25 protein-coding genes are annotated in these 25,954 nt (G+C 35.3%); 14 read left to right on the forward strand and 11 right to left on the reverse strand.

All coding sequences use genetic code 11. From position 1 onward, the window contains the following. Nucleotides 1–38: 38 nt before the first annotated feature. Together CSC80_RS07885 and CSC80_RS07890 are read right to left on the reverse strand one after the other, a co-directional pair. A complete protein-coding gene (locus CSC80_RS07885; protein WP_074670377.1) occupies nucleotides 39–449 on the reverse strand; it encodes a response regulator in 411 nt (136 codons plus the stop codon). Further along, the gene (locus tag CSC80_RS07890; RefSeq protein WP_099190886.1) at nucleotides 446–3,100 is read right to left on the reverse strand and encodes a PAS domain S-box protein; all 2,655 of its coding nucleotides are present in this window, start codon (nucleotides 3,098–3,100) and stop codon (nucleotides 446–448) included. The genes CSC80_RS07885 and CSC80_RS07890 overlap by 4 nt, the downstream gene beginning before the upstream one ends. Nucleotides 3,101–3,407: 307 nt before the next feature. Between CSC80_RS07890 and CSC80_RS07895 the strand changes: the two genes are divergently transcribed. The 3 genes from CSC80_RS07895 to bioD are packed head-to-tail and all read left to right on the forward strand — an operon-like array spanning nucleotide 3,408 to nucleotide 5,579. Then, complete coding sequence (locus CSC80_RS07895; RefSeq protein WP_099190888.1) at nucleotides 3,408–4,565, forward strand: aminotransferase class I/II-fold pyridoxal phosphate-dependent enzyme; 1,158 nt, start codon at nucleotides 3,408–3,410, stop codon at nucleotides 4,563–4,565. Nucleotides 4,566–4,571: 6 nt separating this feature from the next. Then, complete coding sequence (locus tag CSC80_RS07900; RefSeq protein ID WP_099190890.1) at nucleotides 4,572–4,955, forward strand: DUF2007 domain-containing protein; 384 nt, start codon at nucleotides 4,572–4,574, stop codon at nucleotides 4,953–4,955. A gap of 6 nt (nucleotides 4,956–4,961) precedes the next feature. Further along, nucleotides 4,962–5,579, forward strand: a complete 618-nt coding sequence (gene bioD, locus CSC80_RS07905) for a dethiobiotin synthase (protein WP_099190892.1) — start codon at nucleotides 4,962–4,964, stop codon at nucleotides 5,577–5,579. Here the strand turns inward: bioD and CSC80_RS07910 are convergent. Then, on the reverse strand, nucleotides 5,574–7,055 hold the full coding sequence (locus CSC80_RS07910; protein WP_099190894.1) for a glycosyltransferase family 39 protein: 1,482 nt from the start codon (nucleotides 7,053–7,055) through the stop codon (nucleotides 5,574–5,576). The two genes, bioD and CSC80_RS07910, sit on opposite strands and share 6 nt — an antisense overlap. A gap of 63 nt (nucleotides 7,056–7,118) precedes the next feature. Between CSC80_RS07910 and bioA the strand changes: the two genes are divergently transcribed. The 4 genes from bioA (at nucleotide 7,119) to CSC80_RS07930 (ending at nucleotide 11,748) form a co-directional block, all read left to right on the forward strand. Continuing rightward, nucleotides 7,119–8,393, forward strand: coding sequence for an adenosylmethionine--8-amino-7-oxononanoate transaminase (gene bioA, locus CSC80_RS07915; protein ID WP_099190896.1), 1,275 nt, complete (start codon nucleotides 7,119–7,121; stop codon nucleotides 8,391–8,393). An 8-nt stretch (nucleotides 8,394–8,401) separates the two neighbouring features. Continuing rightward, nucleotides 8,402–9,613, forward strand: a complete 1,212-nt coding sequence (locus CSC80_RS07920) for a beta-ketoacyl synthase N-terminal-like domain-containing protein (RefSeq protein ID WP_099190898.1) — start codon at nucleotides 8,402–8,404, stop codon at nucleotides 9,611–9,613. 89 nt (nucleotides 9,614–9,702) lie between these two features. After that, on the forward strand, nucleotides 9,703–10,797 hold the full coding sequence (gene bioB / locus CSC80_RS07925) for a biotin synthase BioB (protein ID WP_099190900.1): 1,095 nt from the start codon (nucleotides 9,703–9,705) through the stop codon (nucleotides 10,795–10,797). A 78-nt stretch (nucleotides 10,798–10,875) separates the two neighbouring features. Next, on the forward strand, nucleotides 10,876–11,748 hold the full coding sequence (locus CSC80_RS07930) for a cupin-like domain-containing protein (protein WP_099190902.1): 873 nt from the start codon (nucleotides 10,876–10,878) through the stop codon (nucleotides 11,746–11,748). Between the two features lie 6 nt (nucleotides 11,749–11,754). Here CSC80_RS07930 and CSC80_RS07935 read toward each other — a convergent pair whose 3' ends face one another. The 4 genes from CSC80_RS07935 to CSC80_RS07950 form a co-directional block, all read right to left on the reverse strand. Beyond that, the gene (locus tag CSC80_RS07935; RefSeq protein WP_099190904.1) at nucleotides 11,755–12,231 is read right to left on the reverse strand and encodes a regulatory protein RecX; all 477 of its coding nucleotides are present in this window, start codon (nucleotides 12,229–12,231) and stop codon (nucleotides 11,755–11,757) included. A 38-nt stretch (nucleotides 12,232–12,269) separates the two neighbouring features. After that, nucleotides 12,270–13,067 carry a DUF3667 domain-containing protein gene (locus tag CSC80_RS07940; protein ID WP_099190906.1) on the reverse strand — a complete coding sequence of 266 codons (798 nt, stop codon included), beginning with the start codon at nucleotides 13,065–13,067 and terminating at the stop codon, nucleotides 12,270–12,272. Nucleotides 13,068–13,173: 106 nt separating this feature from the next. Next, complete coding sequence (locus CSC80_RS07945; protein WP_071340549.1) at nucleotides 13,174–14,721, reverse strand: Rne/Rng family ribonuclease; 1,548 nt, start codon at nucleotides 14,719–14,721, stop codon at nucleotides 13,174–13,176. A 262-nt stretch (nucleotides 14,722–14,983) separates the two neighbouring features. Further along, nucleotides 14,984–15,274, reverse strand: coding sequence for an HU family DNA-binding protein (locus CSC80_RS07950; RefSeq protein ID WP_027065813.1), 291 nt, complete (start codon nucleotides 15,272–15,274; stop codon nucleotides 14,984–14,986). 127 nt (nucleotides 15,275–15,401) lie between these two features. Between CSC80_RS07950 and mutY the strand changes: the two genes are divergently transcribed. From mutY to CSC80_RS07975, 5 genes are read left to right on the forward strand one after another with little or no spacing between them, the layout of a single operon-like run. Continuing rightward, on the forward strand, nucleotides 15,402–16,451 hold the full coding sequence (gene mutY / locus CSC80_RS07955; protein WP_099190908.1) for an A/G-specific adenine glycosylase: 1,050 nt from the start codon (nucleotides 15,402–15,404) through the stop codon (nucleotides 16,449–16,451). Between the two features lie 27 nt (nucleotides 16,452–16,478). Further along, nucleotides 16,479–16,943 (forward strand): single-stranded DNA-binding protein, encoded by a 465-nt coding sequence (gene ssb, locus CSC80_RS07960; protein WP_058104872.1) that lies wholly within the window; start codon nucleotides 16,479–16,481, stop codon nucleotides 16,941–16,943. A gap of 19 nt (nucleotides 16,944–16,962) precedes the next feature. Next, the gene (locus CSC80_RS07965) at nucleotides 16,963–18,291 is read left to right on the forward strand and encodes a gliding motility-associated protein GldE (protein ID WP_236973343.1); all 1,329 of its coding nucleotides are present in this window, start codon (nucleotides 16,963–16,965) and stop codon (nucleotides 18,289–18,291) included. Next, complete coding sequence (gene gldD, locus CSC80_RS07970) at nucleotides 18,281–18,844, forward strand: gliding motility lipoprotein GldD (RefSeq protein ID WP_074670348.1); 564 nt, start codon at nucleotides 18,281–18,283, stop codon at nucleotides 18,842–18,844. The genes CSC80_RS07965 and gldD overlap by 11 nt, the downstream gene beginning before the upstream one ends. 5 nt (nucleotides 18,845–18,849) lie before the next feature. Then, nucleotides 18,850–19,797 carry a pyridoxal-phosphate dependent enzyme gene (locus tag CSC80_RS07975; protein WP_099190912.1) on the forward strand — a complete coding sequence of 316 codons (948 nt, stop codon included), beginning with the start codon at nucleotides 18,850–18,852 and terminating at the stop codon, nucleotides 19,795–19,797. Nucleotides 19,798–19,806: 9 nt separating this feature from the next. Here CSC80_RS07975 and CSC80_RS07980 read toward each other — a convergent pair whose 3' ends face one another. Both CSC80_RS07980 and CSC80_RS07985 read right to left on the reverse strand, forming a co-directional pair. Then, a complete protein-coding gene (locus tag CSC80_RS07980; protein ID WP_099190914.1) occupies nucleotides 19,807–20,232 on the reverse strand; it encodes a hypothetical protein in 426 nt (141 codons plus the stop codon). Between the two features lies 1 nt (nucleotide 20,233). Continuing rightward, nucleotides 20,234–20,587, reverse strand: a complete 354-nt coding sequence (locus CSC80_RS07985) for a heavy metal-associated domain-containing protein (protein ID WP_058104877.1) — start codon at nucleotides 20,585–20,587, stop codon at nucleotides 20,234–20,236. A gap of 157 nt (nucleotides 20,588–20,744) precedes the next feature. On the opposite strand from CSC80_RS07985, the gene CSC80_RS07990 reads away from it, so the two are divergent. Beyond that, nucleotides 20,745–21,641, forward strand: coding sequence for an EamA family transporter (locus CSC80_RS07990; RefSeq protein WP_099190916.1), 897 nt, complete (start codon nucleotides 20,745–20,747; stop codon nucleotides 21,639–21,641). A 60-nt stretch (nucleotides 21,642–21,701) separates the two neighbouring features. Beyond that, nucleotides 21,702–22,445, forward strand: coding sequence for a head GIN domain-containing protein (locus CSC80_RS07995; protein ID WP_099190918.1), 744 nt, complete (start codon nucleotides 21,702–21,704; stop codon nucleotides 22,443–22,445). A gap of 67 nt (nucleotides 22,446–22,512) precedes the next feature. Here CSC80_RS07995 and CSC80_RS08000 read toward each other — a convergent pair whose 3' ends face one another. Both CSC80_RS08000 and CSC80_RS08005 read right to left on the reverse strand, forming a co-directional pair. Further along, entirely contained in the window at nucleotides 22,513–24,585 is a 2,073-nt protein-coding gene (locus CSC80_RS08000) for a pitrilysin family protein (RefSeq protein ID WP_099190920.1), read from the reverse strand. An 8-nt stretch (nucleotides 24,586–24,593) separates the two neighbouring features. Further along, nucleotides 24,594–25,916 carry a pitrilysin family protein gene (locus CSC80_RS08005; RefSeq protein WP_074670329.1) on the reverse strand — a complete coding sequence of 441 codons (1,323 nt, stop codon included), beginning with the start codon at nucleotides 25,914–25,916 and terminating at the stop codon, nucleotides 24,594–24,596. Between the last annotated feature and the right edge of the window lie 38 nt (nucleotides 25,917–25,954).

Here is a 25,954-nt window from a genome sequence, read left to right on the forward strand (position 1 = left end):
TTCTAAAATGAAAATATGGGGTGATAAGTAGGTGGGACTTATACAATTCCGTTTTTTTCGAATTTTTCTATAATGTTATCTTTAATACCTTTTAAATGAAATTCTGTAATTGGTTTGGTTACAAAATCCGATACCAATGACTTTTTCTTTAAACGTTCAATATCATCTCTATATGCAGAAGAAGTAAGCACAAATACCATACAATTATCTGTAGTTGCAATAGATTCTAATTTATCCATAAACTCCCAGCCGTTCATTATCGGCATATTTAAATCAAGAAAAATAATGTAATTATGGGATTTCGAATAGGAATTGCTGAGATGTTCTATTGCAGGCTTTCCATTTGAGAAATTTATTATTTCACCCTGTAGTTCGGCATGATCAATTCCTTTTTCCAGTAAAAATGTAAAAATGGGATCGTCCTCAATTATTATAAGTTTATAATTCATTTATTTTCGTCTAAATCGATGGCATTAATGGTATTGTCTACAATATCTTTAATAACATTGTCAATTTCATCTGCCGATGTAATTATATAATTGAGAATTTGCTCTCTTTCTTCAAGCTTTAATTTTTCTTTATCGTCTCTTAATAAGTCTACCAAGCCCATTAATCTTGCTACTGGAGCTCTAACGATATGTGATTGGGTCCATGCAATTTTTTTCAATTGGGCATTTTGTTCCTCAATGGCATTTAGATGTTGAACCTTGGTGGTAACATCTTTAGAATTTACCACAATTCCTTTTAATGATGGCTCGTCTATTTTGTTGGTAACAATAGTTTCTAACCAGATCCAGTGTCCGTCCCCATGTTTAAATCTAAATGGCTTAATGGCTACCTGGTTAACTTTTAGAATTTTAATAAACTCATTAAACACTATATTGTAATCATCTGGGTGCACATAATCGAATGCATTAGTACCCATAAATTGTTCTGGCGTAATATTCAAGATTTTTGTGGAAGTAGGACTTGCATATGTGAAGTTGGCATTTTCATCCATAATACAGATCATATCGCTGCCTTCTTGCACTAAGGTTTTATATCTGCGTTCACTTTGCTCTAGTTGTTCTTTTGCAATTCTGGTGTCATTAATATCTCTAGAGGTTATAATAACCCCTTGAATTGAAGGTTCGTGTATTTGGTTGGATACATTGGCAACAAACCATCGCCATTCACCCAGTTTATTTTTAAATCTAAACGGTTCTATCTTTATAGAACCATTTTGGGTTATTTTGTTGAACTGTGTTTTTACACGCTCTAAATCATCTGGATGTATGTAATCGAAAGCGTTTTGTCCTTCAAATTCTTCTGGACTAATTTGGATAACCCTGGTAGAACTTGGACTTACATATTTGAAATTACCTTCGGCATCTAGTATAGTTATGATATCACTACTCTCTTGTACCAAAGTCTTAAATCTACGTTCGCTATTTTCTAATTGAAGTTCCGCTTTTTTCTTTTCGGTATTATCTCTGGCTATGCAATAATATACACGATCTTTTTCATCCCAGTTAGAGGACCAAAGCATAGGTACGGCATGACCATCTCTATGAACGTATCTATTTTCAAAATTGACTACTTTATTTCCGGACAAAACAAATTCGGCATTTTCTTCTGTTGAAATTATATCTTCTTCGTGTATCAGTTCATTATATCTAGTACCAATAATATCTTTTGGTGCATACCCCCATATATCTTCTACAGCTCTGTTAATACTTAAAAAGTATCCTTCCTCATCAAGGGTGCATATGATATCTAAAGAAGTGTCCATTATTTTTTGCATCTCCTCTTTTGCACTTAATAAAACTTGCTGAGATAAGATTTCTGAGGTAATGTCTTTTGAGAAACAGGTAACCCCTATTTTTTCCCCCTCTTTGTTATACATTAAATCAAAGGAGGTTAATCCATATGTCGTCCAAAATTTACTGGGGTCTTGTATTTTCTGTTTGACCGAAAAACTACCAGTTTTAATTGCCTTGGTATAATAAGATTTCCATTTTTCCGTAATACTACTAGGTACGCTTGTAGAAAAAACAGAGTCTCCTTCATTGAAAGGTTCACCTTGGATTTTTTTAACCAGTTCGTGAAATGCGGTATTGGCTGTAATTAGTTTAAAATCCAAATCTATAGACCACATAAGGTCCCTAGTGCTATTGATCATAGCCTCTTGGTTGTTCTTGACCCTACGAAGCTCGGTTGTAAAGCTTTTTTTCTCTGTTATATCTTGTAAAGTACCGTACATAACTAACGGTTCTTTAGCTTTGTTCCATTTTAATACTTTACCTTTTTCAAGTATCCATTTAAATTCCCCATTTTTTTGTAGGAATCTGTATTGTACGCTACAATCTTTAGATGGGTATTGTAAGCATTGAAGCATTTTTTTCTCAACTTCAGCTACATCCTCAGGGTTAATTAGTTTAAACCAGTCATCGGTTGTAAAATTTTTTACTGTATTGGGATCTATGCCTAAAATGTCAATGCCTTGTGGATTTAAAGTAAAGGTATCGTTTGCGAAATTACGTTCCCAAAACCCTATGCCGGTGGCAGAAACAATGTTATCTAAAAGTCGACCCTTTTTCTCAAGTTCAATTTTTTGGTCTTGTTCAATTTTTTTCGCTTTTCGTAATTCTAAAAGATGAACCACTTGTTTGGCCAATGTTTGTAGTCCGTCTATTTGAGTTTCATTAAGTTGCCTTGATTCATAATCGATAACACATAATGTACCAAGTCGGTGTCCATCGGCTGTGGTTAATGAGGCACCGGCATAAAAACCTACATTGGGGTCTTCTGTAACAAGTTTATTGTCTTGAAATCGTTTGTCTGCATGAGTGTCCTCTACTACTAGTACATCTAAATCGTCGGTAATAACATGCTTGCAAAAAGATTCTTTTAAAGGAGTACCATTACCTTCAAATCCGAAGTGCGATTTAAAAAACTGCCTTTTATCATCAACTAATGAAATTAAGCTTACAGGGGTATTACAAATAGAAGCGGCTAAAGATGTAATTTCGTCATAGATAGCTTCTGGATTAGTATCCATAACATCAAAAGAAATCAATGCTTTTAATCTATTAGTATTTAAAATATTTCTCCCTTTCATGGTTATCTTTGTAAGAAGATAGTTACTTATTCTAATATTCTAAAATAATAGTAAGAAATTTCTTTAAAAAAAGAGGCAAAAATAGTATTTAAGTTTGTTTATCAATGCATTTAATTGATTTTTTCTTCAATACACCTAAATTTTATGATTATCTAAGTGATTATCTATCAGGTTGATAAATGAATATTTGCAACGTTTTCAATCAAAACCTTAAAGGATTATCAGTGATATTGATAAGATGGTAGAAAAATTTCATGAAATTTTCAATTTGGTTATAATCCTTTCATAGAAAAGTTATTTTTGTGCTATGAGTCAACTGCCTAATAGATTAAAGCGCGTTTTAGAAACGCGTAAAAAAGAAGGTACTTTACGTACACTTAATACCACAGAAGGTCTAATTGATTTTTTATCCAATGATTATTTAGGTTTTGCTACTAACGAGACCTTATTTTCCAAAACTTTTCAATTATTATTGACTGAAAGTGTTGCCTCAAATGGTTCTGGCGGGTCAAGATTATTATCTGGAAATCACAAATTATTTACTAGGTTAGAATCTCAATTGGCCACCTTTTACAAATCTAATGCGGCATTGGTTTTTAATTCTGGGTATGATGCCAATATAGGGCTATTTAGTACTCTTCCCCAAAAAGGCGACCTGGTATTTTATGATGAGTATATACACGCTAGTATACGAGAAGGGTTGCGTTTAAGCAATGCTAAATCTTATAGTTTTTCACATAACGATCTTGCTGGTTTAAAAGAAAAAATAGTTTTGAATGTAGCTAGAAATGAACATGAAACATACACGGTTTTTATTGTAACGGAAAGCATTTTTTCCATGGACGGAGATTCTCCTGATTTGAAAGCCTTTGCTAAATATGCGAAATCAAATGAGTATTGTCTAATAGTGGATGAAGCTCATGCGGTTGGGGTATTGGGTAATAATGGAGAAGGAATGGTGCCATTGTTGAAATTGGAAAAAGATGTTTTTGCTAGAACGGTAACTTTTGGGAAAGGATTTGGTTGCCATGGTGCAGCAATACTTGGCTCTGAAGATTTGAAAGATTATCTAGTTAATTTTGCAAAATCATTTATATATACTACTGGCCTAACACCACATTCATTGGCTACAATTATAACTGCTCATGAATTTTTAGATGAACTTGGTAAAGCACCTAGAACATTACTATTTGAAAACATTGAGTACTTTAAAAAACAAGTAGCATCACATAAATTAGAAGCTTGTTTTTTGCCAAGTGATTCTGCTATTCAAGGTTGTATTATACCTGGTTCTAAAAACGCAAAAGAAGTAGCGAATAAGATGCTGGATAAAGGTTTTAATTTAAAAGCTGTTCTATCGCCAACGGTACCAGTAGGACAAGAACGGTTAAGAATTTGTTTACATAGTTATAATTCAAAGGAAGAGATTGGGCTTTTGGTAAAATTATTGGCTAGTTATATGTAATGGTCTATGGAGAATAAATTCTATCAATTGGCATCTTTTGAATATGTTGCCGATGTACAAATTGTTAAAGGTAAGCTAGAATCTGAGGGTATACCCGTTTTTCTTAGGGATGAGAACACCTTGAACTCAGATCCATTGATCAGTAATGCCATTGGTGGGGTAAAGTTGCAAGTATATTCTAAAGATAAAGAAAGGGCAATTGCTATCTATAATAGTATTAGAACGTACGCCTTGGATAATAATGGAAAACCCATTGTTTGTCCTAATTGCAAAGCCCAGAGATCAGAGCCATATTATAACAGTAAGGGTATATTTTATAAACTTTTTCCATTTTTCGAGAAAAGAAAATATAAGTGCCTAAATTGTAACATGATCACTAATTCAAAGTAAGAAAATATGCAAAAGATTTTTGTGACAGGAATTTCAACCGAGGTAGGTAAAACTATTGCATCAGCAATTTTTGTTGAAGCATTGAAAGCCGATTATTGGAAACCGGTACAGGCTGGAGATTTAGATAATACGGATACGGATAAGGTAAAACGTTTAATATCTAATGATAGGTCTAAGTTTCACCCAAGCAGTTATAATCTTAAATTGCCCATGAGTCCGCATGCTGCTGCCCAGATTGAAGGTGTCACTATAGATAGGTTTCACATTAACGAGCCAGAAACGGATAATAATTTGATCATAGAAGGGTCTGGTGGTATATTGGTGCCACTTAATGATGAAGATACCATGTTCGATATTATAATGCCAGATTATAAAGTGGTTGTGGTATCTAGAAATTATTTGGGCAGTATCAACCATTCTTTATTGACAATACAATGGTTGTTACATAAAGGATATGAAGTTTCGGTATTGTTCAGTGGAGAAGCAAATCCGCATACGGAGAATATCATACTACATAAAACCGGTGTGTCGTTAATTGGTAGAATAGACGAAGAAAAAGAATTCACAAAAGAGGTTATTAAAAAATATGCCGACAAATTTCAAGGAATATTACAAACCTTATAATCGCTGTAAAATAATGGCATTATCTACCGTTGCAAATAATGTATAATGTTGGGCAAGGTAGTTATCTATGTACTGGTTTTCCTCAACTTCTTTTTTATCTAAAATACGTTTACCTTTTCTAATGACAACGGTTTTTGGTTGTAGTTCTTCCATGATAAATTTTAATTCTTCAATAGACTTTTTTCTCGGATTTTTGAAAAAGGTAAAAAGTTCATCCCTACAAATATTACTAGGATGTGTAGAGGCGGTAGTTGGTGGTAAGGTGCCTAAGTTCCAATAACCAATATGATATTCAAAGAATAGTACGTTCTTGGTTTCAAGTTGATTTTCTAAAATGAATTGTGGGGCAGAAAAACCTTCACCATTGAAAATAGTGCCTTTTTCAATCTTATTATTTATAACATTTGCGTACTCCAGATAACTTTCGGCTGGAATCAATAGACCAATTACGGCTAAGTAAGCCGGTATTTTTGGTTTATGAACTGTAATAAGGTTGCTAACAACAACACCTACTAAAATTAAAAGCATTGGGTGTAGCTGAATTAGGTAATGGCCATTGATTCTTCCTCCTTTTGCAAAAGAAAATAATACACCTATAATGGTAATCAATAACAGCTGTATATTTCTATTCTTAAAGTCTAGATTTTTACTTTTATGGGCATAAAACAAAAATACAGCTGTAATAACGAAGATGGGTGCTAGTTTAAAAACAGAATAACGTCTAGCTTCCGTATATTCTAAAGGAGCAAGAATTACGGACTCCCACCAGGTATACGTTATATCGTTCAAAAAATATGGGGTTACCGTGGCCAGAATAATGGTTAGGGCTCCGGTACCAAATAAGACAACCTGTACAAAGCTTGTTTTTCTGTTAGTGAAATTGGACTCATAGCATAAGAAAAGTCCTAAGAACAGAATTGGGAAAGCCATGTTTAGCTTAACCATTACCGTTGCACCCACTAGTATACCAGATAAAAATATGGAAAAGCTAGAATTTTTTGAAAGCAAAAGATAGATAGACGGTACAAAGTAAGCCATACAAATATGTTCTGACATTACCCCTTGTAAGCTGCCAAATAGGCTTAGCAGAACAACGCAGATTATCCCTATGAATACAGACGCCTTTTTAGAGACTAGGGTCAATGCTATTTTATATGTAAAGAATGCGGTTATAGCTACTAAAACTACACCGGCAAAGCGTATGGCAACAAAACTTTTGCCAAATATGGATATGATAGCCGCAAAAAAAGCAAAAGTTAAAGGTGGTTTTAGGTCCCACAACTGGGTATAAGGTAAAAATCCGTCAACCCAAGATTGACCTAGAAGAATAAAGGTACTTTCGTCACGATCTACATAGTCTCTAAAGAAAAAGGGAAATCGAATAAATAGTGTAATTAATGAGAGTAATAAGAACACCGTAGTATCCTTCATTTGGGAAAAAGCTAAAAGTGCATTTCTGTTTCTTTCTAAGGGCATCTGATTATTGCAGTTTATTTCCCGATCTTTGCAAGATAGATAAAATGGCGAATTATAAATTCTATGACTGTAGAAAATCTATCCAATAGAGATAAAAAACATTTATGGCACCCGCTCATACAACATAAGTTGGGAAAACCCCAGCTGCCTATTGTAAAGGCTAAAGGAGCTGTCTTGTTCGATGAAGATGGAAATGAATATATAGATGCGATCGCTTCTTGGTATACGGTAATGTACGGCCACGCCAATGAACAGATTGTTTCTGCGATTACACAACAGATGCAAACCTTAGACTTTGTAATGTTTAGCGGATTAACGCATGAACCTGCAATTGAATTATCTGAAAAATTAATGGAAATATTGCCTAACAATCAGGCTAAGATTTTCTTTAACGATAATGGTTCAACGGCCGTAGAGGCAGCAATAAAAATGGCATTTCAATTTTTTCATAATAAAGGAGAGAAAAGAGATACATTAATTGCTTTTGAGGATGGATTTCATGGCGATACGTTTGGTGCAATGAGTGCATCGGGACTATCATCATATAACGGTCCGTTTGAAGATTTTTTGTTAAAAGTAGAACGTATTCCCGTTCCAACAGAAGACAATTTGGATGAGATTAAACAGCTGCTCTCTCAAATACTAAAGAAAAATAAATGCGCCGCTTTCGTATTTGAACCATTGGTACAAGGTGCGGCCGGCATGAAATTCCATTCGGCTAAAGGTTTAAATGAATTAATAGAAATCTGTCAAGAAGAACATATTTTATGTATTGCCGATGAAATAATGACCGGTTTCGGTAAAACGGGTAAAAATTTTGCCTCTGATTATTTGGAAAACAAGCCAGATATCATGTGTTTGAGCAAGGCTTTGACGGCGGGTATGTTCCCGTTAAGTATTACTAGTTGTTCTCAAGCGGTGTATAACGGATTTTTAAGTGATGAGGTACATAAAGGTTTTTTCCACGCTCATACGTTCAGTGCTCACCCATTAGGTTGCGCAGCAGCTTTGGCAGGTATTAAATTATTGAACTCTCCAGAAATTGTGAAGAAAAGGTCAGCTATTAATATGGCTCACAATACCTATGTACAAGAAATTAAATCACACCCAAAAGTTGCTGAAGTAAGGGTAATGGGTGTAATTTTGGCCATTGACTTAAATATAGAAACAGAACGTTACGGTAATTTAAGAGATAAGCTATATAGCTTCTTTTTAGAAAGAGGTGTTTTATTAAGACCTTTAGGGAATACCGTTTATGTATTGCCGCCCTATGTAATTAAAAAAGGAGAGCTTCAGAAGGTTTATGAGGTCATAACGGAAGCATTGAACACTTTTTAGAATAGACATTGAAAGAGAAAATATCAATAACGTCCATAGCTTCAATTTCACCTCTGGGGTCTAGTCTAGATGAAATTTGGGAAGCCTATCAAAATAACCAACATTATTTTTCACTTGAAAATATCAATGAAGCCAAAACCTGGGTTGCACCTTTAGCAACATCTGCACAGGTAATGGTAGCATCATTACGAGGGTCTGATAGTAAATATAAAAAGTTAGATAATAGTGTGTTATTTGCTATGGTAGCCTCTAGAATGGCTTTTGAACAATCTGGTTGGAGCAATATTTCTGATTTTGGAATCAATATGGGCTCATCAAGAGGGGCAACCAAGTTGTTTGAAGAATATCATTCTGAATTTTTAAATACAGGTATTTCATCTACACTCAGCTCACCAACAACCACGTTAGGTAACATATCTTCATGGGTGTCTCATGATTTAGGGGCTAAGGGACCGGACATTTCTCATTCCATTACCTGTTCAACAGGATTACATTCCGTGCTGAACGGGGTAGCTTGGTTAAATAGCGGAATGTCTAGAAGGTTTTTGGTAGGAGCTAGTGAAGCACCTTTGACCAATTTTACGATTGCCCAAATGAAGGCGTTAAAAATATACGCAAAAGCACCTACGTTAAACTCGAATTCGATAGACCATAACTCTGCGGTTACTGAGCGTAGCCAAAATTATCCTTGCCAAGCGTTAAACTTTGAAAAGGAATACAATAGTATGATTTTAGGCGAAGCGGCATCAGTTGCGTGTTTGGAAACTGGGATTGTTGACAATGCTCTGGCTGTTATTGAAGGAGTGGGGTTTGCAACGGAAATTTTAAAACATAATACATCAATTTCCGCAAATGCCGTTTGCTTTCAAAAATCTATGAAAAAGGCTTTGGATGGGATAAATTCTGCTGAGGTAGATGCCATTGTAATGCACGCACCAGGAACCATTAAAGGAGATTCATCAGAATATAATGCGATCAAAGAAGTATTTGGTGATGATATGCCGCAATTGACTACGAATAAATGGAAAATTGGTCATACGTTTGCCACATCGGGTATGTTAAATTTAGAATTGGCAATACTCATGTTACAGAATAATGAAATGGTCTCAATACCTTATTTGAATCAGAAAACGCATGAAAAAGACCTGAAAAAAGTGCTTGTAAATGCGGTTGGGTTTGGTGGTAATGCAGTAAGTATTTTGGTTTCTAAGAAAGAATAGAAGGTGTAAATCATTAATTTAAAAACCAACAATTATTTTTTCAATTTAAATTCAGTTATTTTTGAACCCTGGTAACAACCTAAGATTATATGAGCGAAGCAAGACATAATTGGTCAAAAGAAGAAATTTTAGAAATTTACAACAAGCCTTTAATGGAGCTACTTTACGAAGCTGCAACGGTGCATAGAAAAAATCATGACCCTAATACGGTACAGGTTTCTACATTACTTTCCATTAAAACTGGTGGTTGTCCAGAAGATTGCGGGTATTGCCCTCAGGCGGCGCGTTATCATACAGACATTGAAGGAAATGATTTAATGGCCGTATCTCAAGTAAAAGCTCAGGCGTTACGTGCAAAAGCATCTGGTAGTTCTAGGGTGTGCATGGGTGCCGCATGGAGAAATGTTAAGGATGGTCCTGAATTTGAACAAGTGTTAGAAATGGTAAGAACCATCAATAAGCTTGACATGGAGGTTTGCTGTACTTTGGGCATGATCACAGAAAATCAGGCAAAGCGTTTGGCAGAAGCTGGTTTGTACGCTTACAATCATAATTTAGATACATCAGAGGATTATTATAAAGATGTAATTTCCACACGTGCTTTTGAAGACCGTTTAGATACTATAGAAAATGTACGTAAGAGTAATGTAACCGTTTGCAGTGGTGGTATTATAGGAATGGGAGAGGCATTGAAAGATAGAGCAGGCATGTTGGTGGCGTTGACATCATTAAATCCACAGCCAGAATCAGTTCCAATTAATGCATTGGTTGCCGTAGAAGGAACGCCAATGGAAGATATTGAGCCCGTTTCTATTTGGGATATGATACGAATGGTGGCTACAACCAGAATAGTTATGCCAGAGACTCAGGTTCGTTTATCCGCAGGTAGAACAGAGATGAGTAGAGAAGGGCAGGCAATGTGTTTCTTTGCCGGAGCAAACTCTATTTTTGCGGGAGATAAGTTGTTGACTACTCCTAACCCAGATGTAAACGAGGATATGGAAATGTTCAAAATGTTAGGCTTAAACCCACAAAAGCCGTTTACAAAAGTATCACAGCCAAAAACTGTTGAAGCAAAGGATTCTCAATTAAAACCAATGGGCGAAAAACCGAAATGGTCAAGACCAGGTCATTCAATTGAGCGTAATGAAAATGCCAAGCAAAAGGCTAAAATTGTTGAATAATACTACATTAATACATTTTTAAGAAAATATTTTCTTAACGTTAATTACCTTTGGCATCCCTAAAAAAACCAAGAGTAATTGAAGTTAGCAGACATTCCTAGGGTAAAAAATATTACTAAGGACGACTTTATAGAAAACTACTTTAAGCCTCAAAAGCCTGTTGTGTTAGAGCAGGCTATTGCAGACTGGCCAGCCTTTACAAAATGGAATTTAGATTACATGAAAGAGGTTGCAGGGGATATTACTGTGCCCTTATATGATAATAGACCGGTTCAGCATAAAGACGGTTTTAACGAGCCACATGCTAAAATGAAAATGGCGGACTATGTTGATCTTTTAAAAAAAGAGCCAACCAAATACAGAATTTTTCTTTGGAATATTTTAAAGGAAGTACCTGCCTTACAGAAAGACTATGCCTTTCCGGATTTTGGGTTAAGGCTTTTAAAAGGGCTGCCAATGTTGTTTTTTGGCGGAAGAGATTCATACACCTTTATGCATTATGATATTGATTTAGCGAATATTTTTCATTTTCATTTTGATGGAGAGAAAGAAGTAGTGTTGTTCCCTCAATCTGAAACAAAAAAGCTTTATAAAGTACCACATTCTTTAATAACACATGAAAGCATTGATTTCTCAAATCCTGATTATCAAAAGTGGCCTGCACTAAGACATGCTAACGGTTTTAAAACAACATTAAAACATGGAGAAGTACTGTATATGCCAGAAGGGTTTTGGCATTATATGAAGTATATAACCCCGGGTTTTTCTATGAGTTTGCGTGCTTTGGCACGTAATCCCAAAAATTTAGGTAAGGCATTTTACAACATTTTGATAATGCGCCATTATGATGTATTAATGCGAAAACTCAAAGGTCAAGATTGGATAGATGCCAAGAATATCAGGGCGATTACTGACACCAATAAAAATGTTGAGGCATTAGATGAAAACTAAAGGTTCTTAGGGAATTAACTCTTGCAGTTTTTCATAGACCAAGTGACTTTCCCAGCCTCTGTATAGGAGGTAATCTGCTAATTTTTTTCTTCTTTTCTGGGTATTTGTTTCAGTAATTTGATCTAGTCTTTTTTTAGCGAGATGATCTAGGGTGGTTGAGTATGCTTCGGGTTCGATCTCTTTTAAAGCTGTAGTTATATTATATTTAGAAATATTTCTAAACTTGAGTTCACGTACAATTCTATTTTTGCCCCATTTTTTAATATTGAATTTGCCACGAGCAAAACTTTTGGCAAAGCGCTCTTCATTTAAAAACCTGTCTTCAATAAGTTGGGCTATAATGGTATCTATAGCTATCGGTATCATACCCATATCCTTTAATTTAGAAACCACCTCTTTGTGGCAACGATCTTGGTAGGCACAGTAGCTTTCTATTTTCTTAGTGGCTTCTTGAACGGTGTAGTTTTTTGATTGTAGGTTCAATGGTGATATTTAAATAAAATTTAAAATTAGGAAGATACTTAGGCAAAGATATAACCAAAAGCAAAACTGAGTAAAAATATTAAAATGCCAATAGCTATTCCTACTCCAACTGTTATTAGTAAAAATAAAATAACCTTTAATATTGATTGACCAATGGTAAGTTTGTATAGTCTTCCATAAACATAAGTATAATATAATATCAATAGAGGGTATATTAATAGAAACAAGCTAGGGTGAATCCAAATGGCTATAAAAAATATTAGAGAAGTAGTTAACATACTAAAACCTTGAATGTAGCAATTGGCTACAATATGTTCTGCATAATTGTATGGCTTTCTGTATACTAAAAATGCTATCAATGTGTATATTGGAAGTAAAAGGATAACCATTAAGTTAAAGTACTTAAGTGTAAACTTTGAGCTTTCAGCTGATTTGGCCAACTGTTCTGCCTTAAATTCTGGATCTGCAAATGGTCCGCCCAGTGTTTCTGCATACCAATTAATTTGAGATTCATTAAAATCATTCATTACTGAAATGTATTCTTCATCAAAAGAATTAAATACAAACAAGTTAATAGCCATGCCTATAGTTAAAAATGCAAAAGGATTTAAGAATTTTTTACGTGTGCCGCTATAATATTCCCTAAGAAGCACTCCAGGTCTTAAAATCAAGTATTTAATGGTGACAAGGTACTTATTGTCCCACCCAATATAATTTTGAAAAGCGTCTTCTAGAATACGTTTAATCGTTATTCTTTCAGAGACTATTTTAGCACCACATTGGTTACAGTAAAATGATTGATGAACTAGAGCGGAAGAGCAATTTTTGCAGGACATTTGTAATGGTTGGTTAGGAATTTAATTGTTAAAATACATAAAAACCCAAAAACAAAAAAAGCGACTCTGTTTAGAGTCGCTTTTAGTTGTATAAAGTCTTATTGGCTTAATATATTGTTTTACCGTCTTTATTTTTAAAACGGTATTCTAGATACGTATACGCATCGCGCGGTTGAATTTTAATCCATTTCTTATATTCCAAGAACCATTTTGTTCTCATTGATGGAAAACCTTTAGTAATATAGGCTGCTATAAAAGGGTGTATATTTAAAGTTATACTGCTATCCTTTTTAGGTCCTTTAAGAAGTTTTTCAAGGTCCGCTGTAATTTTATCTATTAAAACAATAGGTGCTTCCACCTGTTTCCCAGAATTATTTGGGTCCTCTTCAGTTGTTTTAATATTCATTTCAGGTCGTACCCTTTGTCGGGTAATCTGAATTAAACCAAATTTACTAGGAGGTAGTATTTTATGTTTGGCACGATCATCTTTCATCTCATCTCTAAGATGTTCAAAAAGCTTTTTTCTATGTTGTGGTTTTACCATATCAATAAAATCCACTACAATAATTCCGCCCATATCACGTAGGCGTAATTGCCTTGCGATTTCTGATGCAGACAAGAGATTTACCTCTAAGGCCGTATCTTCTTGATTTTTAGCTTTGTTTGATCTGTTGCCACTGTTTACGTCTATTACATGAAGTGCTTCGGTATGCTCTATTATTAAATAGGCGCCTTTGCTCATAGCGGCAGTGCGGCCAAAAGACGTTTTGATCTGTCTTTCGATTCCAAATTTTTCAAAAATAGGAACATTGGTGTTATAGTGCTTAACAATGCTTTCCTTTTCAGGAGCAATTTCGGCTACATATTCTTTTATTTCACTGAATAATGTAGCGTCATCAACATGTATTCCTGTGAAACTATCATTGAATACATCTCTTAAAATAGAAGATGCTCTATTAAGTTCAACAAATACTTTTGATGGTGTTTGGGCACGATGTAATTTTTTACACATTGCTGACCATTTGTTCAGCAAGTTTTCTAGATCTTTGTCCAGCTCTGCGACTTTTTGTCCTTCTGCGACCGTTCTTATGATAACACCAAACCCCTTGGGTTTAATGCTTCTAACAAGTCTTTTTAACCTATCTTTCTCTTCTTTGCTACCTATCTTTTGAGATACAGATACACGATCAGAGAAGGGAACCATTACCAAATAACGTCCGGCAATTGAAAGCTCGGAACTAATTCTTGGTCCTTTAGTGGATATAGGCTCTTTTACAATTTGAACCAATAAAGATTGGTTTGCTTTTATGACATCGGTGATAACACCATTTTTGTCAATATCGGTCTCGAACGGAAAATTACCTAAGGAGTAATCTTTTAATTTTCCTGTGCTCACTTGTTTAATGAACTTAAGCATTGAAGATAATTGAGGACCAAGGTCGTGGTAATGCAAAAATGCATCTTTCTCATAACCAACGTTTACGAACGCTGCGTTAAGACCGGTCACGGGCTTTCTTATTTTGGCAAGAAATATATCTCCAACAGAGAAATCATTACTGTTTTCCTCTTTGTGCAGTTCAGTGAGTTTTCCGTCCTTTAACAAGGCAAAGTCAACAGATTGCGAACTAGATCTTACGATTAATTCTCTATTCACCTGAATATATTTTTAGTTGTTCCAACTATTGTATAGGGAACAAACTGATTAAACAATACCATAGACAAATACTAGTGTATTTGCCGAAATCCAAATATTGGATCTCTATGTCAATGAACGTTTTTTAAAAAGAAAAAGTAGTTTTTAAAACTACTTTTTCTTGTGTCGGTTAGCTCTTCTACGCTTCTTGCGCTTGTGTGTAGCTACCTTATGTCTCTTTCTTTTCTTACCGCTTGGCATAAAGTTCTTTTTTTAAGATTAATTATTTTACGTGTACGTTGCTCTTTACTCCTTCAACGAAAACCTTTGCAGGCTTAAATGCAGGAATGTTGTGAGCGGGTATTTTAATAGTTGTGTTCTTGGAAATATTTCTACCGGTTTTTTCAGCTCTTGTCTTAATGATAAAACTACCAAAACCTCTTAGGTAAACATTGTCACCACTTTCTAATGATGTTTTTACCTCTTCCATAAAGGATTCAACAGTTGCCTGTACATCTCCTTTTTCAATTCCCAGTTTATCTGAGATCTTCGATACAATTTCCGCTTTCGTCATCTTTCAATATTAGATTTTCTGTATGTTTTTTCGGGTTGCAAATATATAAATTAAATTCAATCTTTCTTTCTAATGGGTTAATTTTAAGTGTATAAACTGCTACTTTTATAACTTAGTATTGAAGAGCATGTCATTTTCGGGTAAAATTTTAGATTGGTATCATAAAAATAAACGTGTTTTACCATGGCGTAAAACCACTGATCCGTACAAAATATGGCTTTCTGAAATCATTCTTCAGCAAACACGTGTAGCCCAGGGAACCCCGTATTACTTAAGGTTTGTGGAAACTTTCCCTACCGTTGGTGATCTTGCCAACGCAAAAGAAGAGCAGGTTCTTAAACTCTGGCAAGGACTTGGGTATTATTCTAGGGCCAGAAACCTACATGCTGCCGCAAAAATGGTTATGGGCGAATATAAAGGTAAGTTTCCAGATAATTATAAGAAACTTTTAACACTGAAAGGGGTAGGTGATTACACTGCCAGTGCTATTTCTTCCATTTGTTTTAATGAACCACATGCAGTTGTAGATGGTAATGTGTACAGAGTATTGTCTCGGTATTATGGTATAGATATCCCTATAAATAGTACGGAGGGTATTAAATATTTTAAGTCTTTGGCCCAAAAGGTCATGGACCCTAAAAATATAAGGGACTACAACCAAGCTATAATGGAGTTTGGTGCAATGCAATGCTCGCCCAAAAAACCTTTATGTTTACTTTGCCCATTGAGTGAAAGTTGCGTTGCTTTAGAAAAACGGCTAGTTGATCAATTGCCAGTAAAACTTAAAAAGACAAAAGTTAGTAATAGGTACTTCAATTATCTTATACCTATATATAAGGATGCAAAAAATAATAAGTTTACCATATTGCAACAGAGAAAGGGTAAAGGTATTTGGCAAAATCTTTGGGAGTTTCCTTTAATAGAGTCAAAAGCATCTTTGGAGCTCAATGATGTTATTGCAGGTAGTAATGCTATTTTTGATGGGGCGGTCGTAAAAGATATACATATATATAATGATATGGATATAGTGCATAAATTGTCCCATCAACATTTACATACCAAATTTTGGATAGTTGATATTGAGGCAGATTTAACCAATAAGATTCCTGTTGAAAAAGTAACTGAATTTCCTGTGCCGGTTTTGATCGCAGATTTTATAAAAGCATTTAAATTTTAGTACTTTTGATTTTTATATCTTTAAGTTATGAGTGGTACATTAAATAAGGTAATGTTAATAGGGCATTTAGGCGACGAAGTTAAAATGCATTATTTTGAAGGAGGCGGTAGTATTGGCAGGTTTCCAATTGCTACGAATGAGACGTATACCAATAAATCTACCGGGGAAAGGGTTACCAATACAGATTGGCACAATATAGTGGTGAGAAATAAAGCTGCTGAAATCTGTGAAAAATATCTAAGTAAAGGTGATAAGGTATATGTTGAAGGAAGGTTGAAAAACCGTCAATGGCAAGGTGAAGATGGTAATACCAGATATTCAACAGAGGTACACGTGCAAGATTTTACGTTTTTGACTACCAAAAAAGAAGGTATGCAAAATAACGGCGGAGCTGCACCTAGCCAGCAAAAACCCGTAAGTACTGAAAATAGAACGCCATCTAAATCTTCTGCACCTGTAAGTCAAGAGGATGATGATGATTTGCCATTCTAACAATATTAAATAGCAGCTATTGGATCCAGACCCCATACCGTTTTTAATGACAACATTGGTTGTAAACGGTGTTTTTGCAATGAATATAATTGTACTATGTGTACTTCTTCTTTGCTCTGCACTAATTTCAGGAGCAGAGGTGGCCATGTTTGGTTTATCCACAACCGAAATTAAAGAATTGCAAGATGAGAAAACGGCAAAAAGTGCTATTCTCATTAAACTATTGGAGCGCCCTAAAAAACTATTGGCGACTATTTTAATAGCTAACAATGCTATTAATATTGGTGTTGTTTTGTTGTTCAGTGTAATTGGTGATACGTTATTTGAAAATGTTAATCAGATATTGTTCGGGGTGGTGTCCGTTCGTTTTTTATTAGAAGTTGTGGTAGCAACATTTTTAATATTGATGTTCGGGGAAATACTGCCAAAGGTGTATGCCAATAGAAATAGAATGAGTTTTTCACACTTAATGGCTTTCCCTTTAAGGATATTGGACTTTATATTTTCACCCTTAAGTTTGCCAATGCGCTCCGGTACCTTGTTCTTATATAATAAGCTAGGTAAACAGAAATCTAATTTAAGTATCGATCATTTATCCCAAGCCCTGGATTTAACTTCACAAGGAGATACTACAAAAGAAGAAAAGAAGATTTTAGAAGGTATTGTAACTTTTGGTAATACGGATACAAAGCAAGTAATGCGTCCCCGTATCGATATTTTCGCTTTAAATGAGCAAATGAAATTTCCTGAAGTTTTGGGAGAAATTAGAAAGCATGGTTATTCTAGAATTCCTGTTTTTGGTGAGAATATAGATACTGTGAAAGGGGTTCTTTACGTAAAAGATTTACTTCCGTACTTAGACAGAAAGACCTTTAATTGGATGACCCTTATAAGAGAGCCATACTTTGTGCCCGAGAATAAGAAATTAGATGATCTCTTATCCGAATTTCAAGAAAAGAAAAATCACTTGGCAATTGTTGTTGACGAGTATGGGGGTACATCAGGTTTAGTGTCCTTAGAAGATATTATTGAGGAAATAGTTGGTGATATTAGTGATGAATTTGATGATGAAGACCTTATTTATTCCAAATTGGATGATTTCAACTATGTTTTTGAAGGAAAAACACCTTTAAAAGATTTTTACAGGGTTATCAAATTAGAGGATACGGATAACTTTGAGGAAAACAAAGGAGAGTCAGAAACCTTGGCCGGATTTGTTTTGGAAAAAGCTGGCAGTTTTCCTAGACGTGGAGAAAAGATATTGTTTGGGTCATACACTTTTGTAGTAGAGGCCATGGATAAAAAACGATTGAAACAAATAAAAGTAACCTTACCACATGAAGAGTAAGTCATTAGTAGGATTTTTTATAGTATTTCTTTTAATGCTCAGTTGTAAAGATGAGCCGGTAATTCCAAAGCCGAAAGCTAAAATGAGATTAGAGTATCCACAAGGTAAATTGGCGGATTTAGAAACCGAGAACTTCAGTTTTAAGTACAATCAGTTGGCAGAAGCTAAACCTAATGGCGATCAGGCATATACCATTTCGTACCCTGAAATGAAAGGAGCCATTTTTTTAAGTTATAAGAAAGTTGATGGTAATTTATCTCAGTTGATTCACGATTCTAAAAGGTTAAGTTATGAACATGCTGCGAAAGCTGACAATATTGTAGAGCAGCCATATGTAAACCCAAATGAGAAAGTGTATGGTGCCTTGTTTGAGGTGCAGGGCAATGCGGCTTCTCAATCCCAGTTTTTTGTAACGGATAGTACTGAACATTTTTTAACGGGCTCTGTATATTTTTATTCACGGCCTAATTATGACTCCATTCTTCCTGCCGCTTCATATCTTCAAAATGATATAAGAAGTATCATTGAGACCTTAAGGTGGAAAAATAAGTAACTGATATGACCCGCCAAGACCTTTTAGATTGCCATAAAAGAATTACTCCGTTTGTTCACAATACATCCGTATTAACATCTAGATTAATTGATAAGGAAGTTAATGCCCAAGTGTTTTTTAAATGTGAAAATTTTCAAAGAGCTGGGGCTTATAAAATGCGAGGTGCTACCAACGCTATTCTACAATTATCCGAAGAACAAAAGAAAAGCGGAGTGGTAACCCATTCATCAGGTAATTTTGCCCAGGCTTTATCTCTTGCAGCCCAGAGTGTTGGTGTTACTGCCCATATTGTAATGCCCAATACGGCTCCAGAAGTAAAAAAGGTTGGGGTTAGGGAGTATGGTGGTAAAATCTATGAATGTGAACCCACAGTAGAAGCAAGACAGGCTTTGGCAGATGAAATAGGATTAAAAATGGGAGCAACTTTCGTGCATCCGTCCAACGATAATAATGTTATTTTGGGTCAAGGTACCGCTGCATTGGAGTTACTGGAAAAACAACCCGATTTACATTATATATTTTGCCCGGTAGGTGGCGGTGGTCTTATTGCGGGTTCTGCTTTGGCGGTAAAATATTTTGGTAACAACTGTAAAGTCTTTGGAGCGGAACCATTTGAGGCTGATGATGCCTACCGTTCATTACAAAGTGGCAAAATTGAGAGTAACGAAACTACCAATACCATTGCGGACGGATTAAAAACGATGTTGGGAGATAAGAATTTCCCGATAATAAAAGAGCTCGTTAGCGGTATTGTAAGAATTACTGAAGATGAAATTGTAACCGCTATGAAATTGGTCTGGGAACGTATGAAAATTATCATAGAACCCTCTAGTGCCGTTACGGTAGCTGCGGTTGTGAAACAATCAATGCAACAACCGGAAATTTTTCAGAACAAGAAAATAGGTATTATCATTTCTGGAGGAAATGTAGATCTTTCCAAATTACCCTTTTAAGCACTAAGTTTATTTTTTACTTAGAATTTTTTCAGCATTTGCAATACTGGAATTGATATTATCTTTTACTTGCTTTACTTTTTCTTCCTCTTCAAAAAGCCATTTTTTCTTTTCATCGGTTAGATCTTTTCCGTTCAAAATTTCATCGGCATCAAAGCGGTCTCCAAAACCTTGCATCCAATCCATCATAGATCTATTGGCTTCTTGTAAATCTTTCATTGCCTTGAATTCAACTGATTCCACACCTAAGGAATCTGCCATTGGCTTAAGTTGACCAACAAGTTTTCCTAAAGTTCCCATTTTGGGCATGACCTCGTCATGAATGGCCATTACTTCGGACATTTTTGAAGTTTCTGTTTCCGTCTTTTTGGATTCCTTGCAGGAGGTAAAAGATATAAAGATGGCTATGGTAGCTATGTAAAGAATATTTTTCATTTTAGTTTTCTTGTGGGGTAACAGAAGTTATAGTGTATTCATAGTTTTTAACTTTTGTACCGGTAATAATTGATTTTACTTCTTCAATTGATATTAAAGAAGGGTCAAAAACGATATTTCCATTTTTATTGTTAAAACTGATATCAGCGGAAATTACGCCATCTTTCTCTTTAAGGTTAGATGCTATTTTATCTGCACAACCTTCTTGGCAAGCCATACCGTCTATACCAATTTCTACAGACTTAGTTATTCTGTTTTCTAATTTAATAATGCTCGTAGGGTTTTCTTGTGCCAATGAAACTGTTGTGGTCAAGGTGAAAACACTTATGAATAGAGCCAATATTTTTATTCTCATGAGACTAAGATTTAATGAATACTACTGTGAAGTAAATTCAGTTATAGCGTAAAGATACCAATTATGTAAAATCCATTTAAAAATCATTTGTAAAAATAAATAGCTAACCGGATGATTTTTTTGGAAAAAACCTCACTTTTGTTCTAAATCTAAACAATTGAAGAATATAGATCAAAAATGGATTTACCTAGTAATTCTGTCATTTATTTGGGGTTCATCCTTTATTCTTATTAAAAGATCATTAGTAGGTTATACGCCATTACAGGTAGGTGGTTTGCGCATTGTTTTTGCATCGTTGCTTTTGTTTGTGCTGGGATATAGATCATTGAAAACCTTATCTAAAGCAGATTGGAAATGGGTAGTTATAGCAGGGCTCTGTAGTTCGTTTTTTCCACCTTTTTTCTTTGCACTTGCACAAACGGAAATCAGTAGCGGCATCACCTCAATTTTAAACTCGGTAGCACCTTTGTTTACAACAATGGTAGGTATTGCTCTTTTTGGTTTAGCGTTAAAAGGAAGACAGGTGATTGGTGTTCTCATTGGTCTTTTTGGTACTGTGGTATTAATAGCTGCCGGTATGGAAAATAATACGGATCAAAATTATTGGTATGCCTTCTTTATTATATTTTCTGCATTAGGGTACGCATTCAATATTAATATTATTAAGAAATATTTGTCTCATTTGAGTCCGTTGGCGGTTACCACGGCAAGTTTTGGTGTTGCGTTTTTTCCTGCTTTGATTATTCTTATATATTCTGGAGTATCTAGACAGTTTGCCGGTAACGGTGCTATGTATGAAGCGGTGTGGTATGTAATGGCACTGGCATTTTTAGGTACCGCTTTGGCAAATATTCTGTTCAATAAATTAATAAAGCTATCTAGTCCGGTATTTGCGGCATCGGTAACCTATTTAATTCCCTTAGTGGCTGTTTTATGGGGTTTTTTGGATGGAGAGAATATTAGTATACTTCAATTGTTGGGAGGTCTTATTATCTTATTCGGGGTATGGCTAGTGAATAGAAAAAAAGTTAGTTCGGCAAAAATAACTACGTGAACTGTAACAATATCATCATATGGTTGTCTTTGAATAGAACTAATCAAAAAACTGAAGATTATGAAAAAAATAGTATTTGTCATATTGGCGGTCACTTTTGCAATCGGTAATATTCATTCTCAAGAAAAAACGTTCAACGTAAAATCATTTGATAAACTAATTGTAAGTCCGCATATTGAATTGAATCTTGTGGAGGGTGAAGAGGAAAATGTGGTTATTGACAATGCAAAAGTTCCTTTGGAAAAGATAAATGTTGAAGTGGAAGGAAGAACCTTAAGGTTGTATTTGGAAGGGGCTAAAGTGGTTACAAAATCTGAACGTATTTCAAATGATAACTGGCGCGGTAGTAAACCTTTGTACAATGGTACCATGGCTACTATTACCGTCACGTATAGAAAATTGGAAAATCTTTCTGTAAGGGGAGAAGAAATCGTAAGGTGTAAGAATCTTTTTAATGCAGATGATTTTAAAATGTCTTTGTATGGTGAGGCAAAAATTTATTTTGATGAGGTTTCTATAGACGAATTAACCGTGGCAATTTATGGTAGTAGTTATTTGGAAATTGGCGGAGGTAATGTAGCTCGTCAGGTTTTTAGGGCCTATGGTGAAAGTGAAGTAAATACTGAAAGTATGGTTGCCGATGAAACTAAAATTACTGCTTACGGAGAAAGCAATTTTAGAGTGAATGTGGTAGATAGGTTGAAGGTAACTTGCTATGGAGAAACAAATGTAAATTATACCGGTAACCCAGATGTGGATAAGGGCTTAATATTTGGCGAAGCCAGAATTAGAAAGATAGGTTAGAAGAAAGTAATTGATTAAAACAAAAAACCCGCTTTTTAGCGGGTTTTTTTAGTGATGGTATGCTATGTTATTCAAAATCGGATGGAGAAACGCCATCGTTGATCTTGATTTCAGAAACTATGAATTCAAATGACTGAGGACCCACGGTCTGTATAATTTTGAAAGGGAACATAATGCCAGACACCTCTTTGTAATCCTCAAAATTAGTGATGCTTGAGATTTGTTGTCCTTGCATTTCATTTGTGGTGATCTCTTGTAGTTTCAATCCAGTTTCCACATCATAGAAAGCATATTTCTTTTCGTTGATCGTAACTTTATAGGCATTTTTATCGCCTACCATTTCCATTCCTTCTAAAGAAAGTGATTTAGCCTTTAGGTACTGAAGTTCGGATATCGGGGTAGATTCTCCTTTGAAAGTAACAATTTCTTCTTCGCCAAGATCTTTACGTTGACCTTGTACAACCATATAACCACTATCACCATTAAGAACTTGCTTGCTAACTGAATTCCCCATCATTTGTACATCTTGCATAAATTGGTAATTAGATGTTTTTTTGATGTTTAGGTTAAGCTTCATGCCCTGCATTTCAGCTTCGGCCATCATGGCGAATGTTTTTACGCTTTCAAGCTTGTTTTTTCCGCCAACAGCTGCTACATACTTTTCAATGATCGATTGTGCAGATACACCTTCCGGTACGGTAACTTCATAATTGGGTGTTTCAACGCGATCTGCAGTTTTTGAATAAGCAAGTACAGGCAATTTTTTACCTTTAAATTGTACGTTCTGAAGGTTGCTTAGAATCTCACTTCCTTTGCCAACAACGATCACACGGGCGTTATCAACATTGAAGTATTTTTTTGCGGCAGCCTCAACTTCTTCTTTGCTGATCTTTTCCAATTTTTCTAAAAAAGTCTTGTAGAAATCTTTTGGTAGATTTTCTTTTTCAACATTCAGGGCATATCTGGCAATAGTCTCTGGGTCTTCAAGAGCCATAATAAAACTACCGGCATATAACGCTTTGGTGTTTTTTAATTCCTCATCTGTAACAGGTTTAGAGGTTATAAGCTCAAGCTCTTTTAACATTTCAACTACGGAACTATCGGTTACCATATTTCTAACTTCTGCAGATGCCCTAAATCTAGACGGGCCATATTTGTCGTTCCCAATAGAAGAATAGGCACCGTAAGTGTAACCCTTTTCTTCTCTTAAATTAGAATACAACCTGCTATCAGATCCTCCGCCCAATATTTCATTGGCTAAAAGTGCGGCGATATAGTCATCGTCCTTCATTTTAAGATTTACGATATTTTGTACCGTAATTTCAGATTGAACCGCATTGGGCATATCAATAAAATTGATCTGGGTATTTGGTACGTTCTTTGGTTGAGAGTAAGAGAAACTTGGTGGTACCGCTTTGGTCCAAGAGGTAAAGTATGTTTCGGTCAATGTTTTTACTTCATCAAAATTTACGTCACCTATTACAATTAAATAAGCATTTGCGGGAACAAAGTATTCTCGATAAAAATCTTCAATATCGACTAGGGTAACATTGTTTACGGTTGACTCTGTCGTGAATTCCCCATAAGGATGATTTTTACCATAGGCTAAGGCTCTTTGAGCTCTGCTAGATATAGATGAAACCACTTTCTCTTCAGATTTAAGTCCGGTAATAAGTTTGTCTTTTTCTTTATCAAATTCCTCCTGCGTAAATTTTGGATTAATAGCAGCATCCGCCATAAGTTCCATCATTCTTGCAAAGTATTTTGAAAGCGACTGAGCATATGCCCCTTGTGAGCTAAAATAAAGTCTAGCACCTAAAAAGTCGATTTCTTCGTTAAAGGCTTCTTTTGTTATGGTTTTTGTGCCTTGTCCCAAAAGACTGCCGGTTAAACTGGACATACCGGCCTTGTTACCTTCTAAAATTGGAGGATTATCAATGGATAATTGAATAGATACCCTTGGAAGTTTATGATTTTCTACCACTAGTACTTTTAAACCGTTATTCAGTTTAAAGGATTGTGGTGTGCCTAAATTTACTTCAGGAGCAGGTCCTGGTGTTGGCATTACTGTACGGTCTACTTGTGCCTGTATGGCAATAAAGGAGAACAATGCTAAGAGTAATATATATGTATTTTTCATGGTCGTGTTTAGTTTGCGGTATTTTGTTCAGGTAAATATTCTAGTACCAATCTTTGGTTGGGTTTCAAATACTTTTGGGCCACTTCTTGGATCTCTTCTCTAGTTATGGATCTATAAACTTCTATTTCTTTGTTGATCAAAGAAGTATCGCCGTAGAGCATATAGTATTCAGCAAGTGAGTTTGCAATGCCCTCAACGCTAGAATTACTGTTTACAAACTGGTTCTCAAACTTATTCTGTAGTTTTTGATAATCGTTTTCGGAAATTAAATCAGTTCTCAATTTCTCTACTTCCTCTTCAATAGAGTTGTTAAGAGTGTTTAAACCTGTTTCACCTACGGGTAGCGCAAAAATGATGTACATACCATAATCTTCTAAAGTAACGGGTATGGCACCAATTTGTAAAGCCTGCTTTTCATCGTCTACCATCTTTTTGTATAGTTTGGATGATGGTCCGTCGCTGAGGTAGGTGGAAATCATTTCTAAAACTTGGCTGTCTCTATTTCTGAGTCCCGGAGTTCTATACGCGATCATAGAAGCCGGAATCTGAATGTTGGAGTCATAAGCTTTTGCATTGATTTCGGTAGTTATAGGGTTTTCTTTAGGGAAATTTCTGGTGATTTCTGCACCTTTTGGAATATCCTTGAAATAATCGGAAATCAATTTTTTGGCATTGTCTTTCTCAAAATCCCCGGCAATGACCAATACGGCATTGTTTGGAGAGTAAAACTTTTTCTTAAAAGCAATAAATTCGTCTAAAGTAGCGGCATCTAAATCTGCCATTTTGCCAATTACGGTTTCTTTATATGGATGATTTTGAAAAAGGTTTTTCTTGATATTTTCTATAAATTTACCATAGGGAGAATTATCGACACGAAGCCTCTTTTCTTCTTTAACTACTTCATTTTGAGTGTCCACCCCTTTTTGATTGATAACTGGGTGCAGCATTCTCTCAGATTCTAGCCAAAGACCTAATTCTAAATTGTTAGAGGGGAATACTTCGTAGTAGTAGGTTCTGTCCTCATCAGTGGTAGCGTTTCCTGAGCCACCGTTAGAAGAAACAATTTTGTCCCATTCCCCTTTTTTAATATTCTCGGTTCCCTCAAAGAGTAGGTGTTCAAAAAAATGGGCAAAGCCCGTACGTTGTGGATCTTCATCTTTAGATCCTACATGGTATAGCACCGAAATGGAAATTAGCGGTGCGGTGTTGTCTTGGTGTAAGATTACATGTAGGTCATTGTCTAGGTCATACTCTTCAAAAGCGACCTCTTGTGAGATTCCGGCAAAAATGGAAAGGCACATTGCCGAAACCAGTAGTGATTTCATTTTCATTGAAACTGTATTAGGTTAGTGTTTAAATACTTTGTTCC

Origin of the sequence: Maribacter sp. 6B07, from assembly GCF_002700155.1 — a bacterium.
Classification (GTDB): domain Bacteria; phylum Bacteroidota; class Bacteroidia; order Flavobacteriales; family Flavobacteriaceae; genus Maribacter; species Maribacter dokdonensis.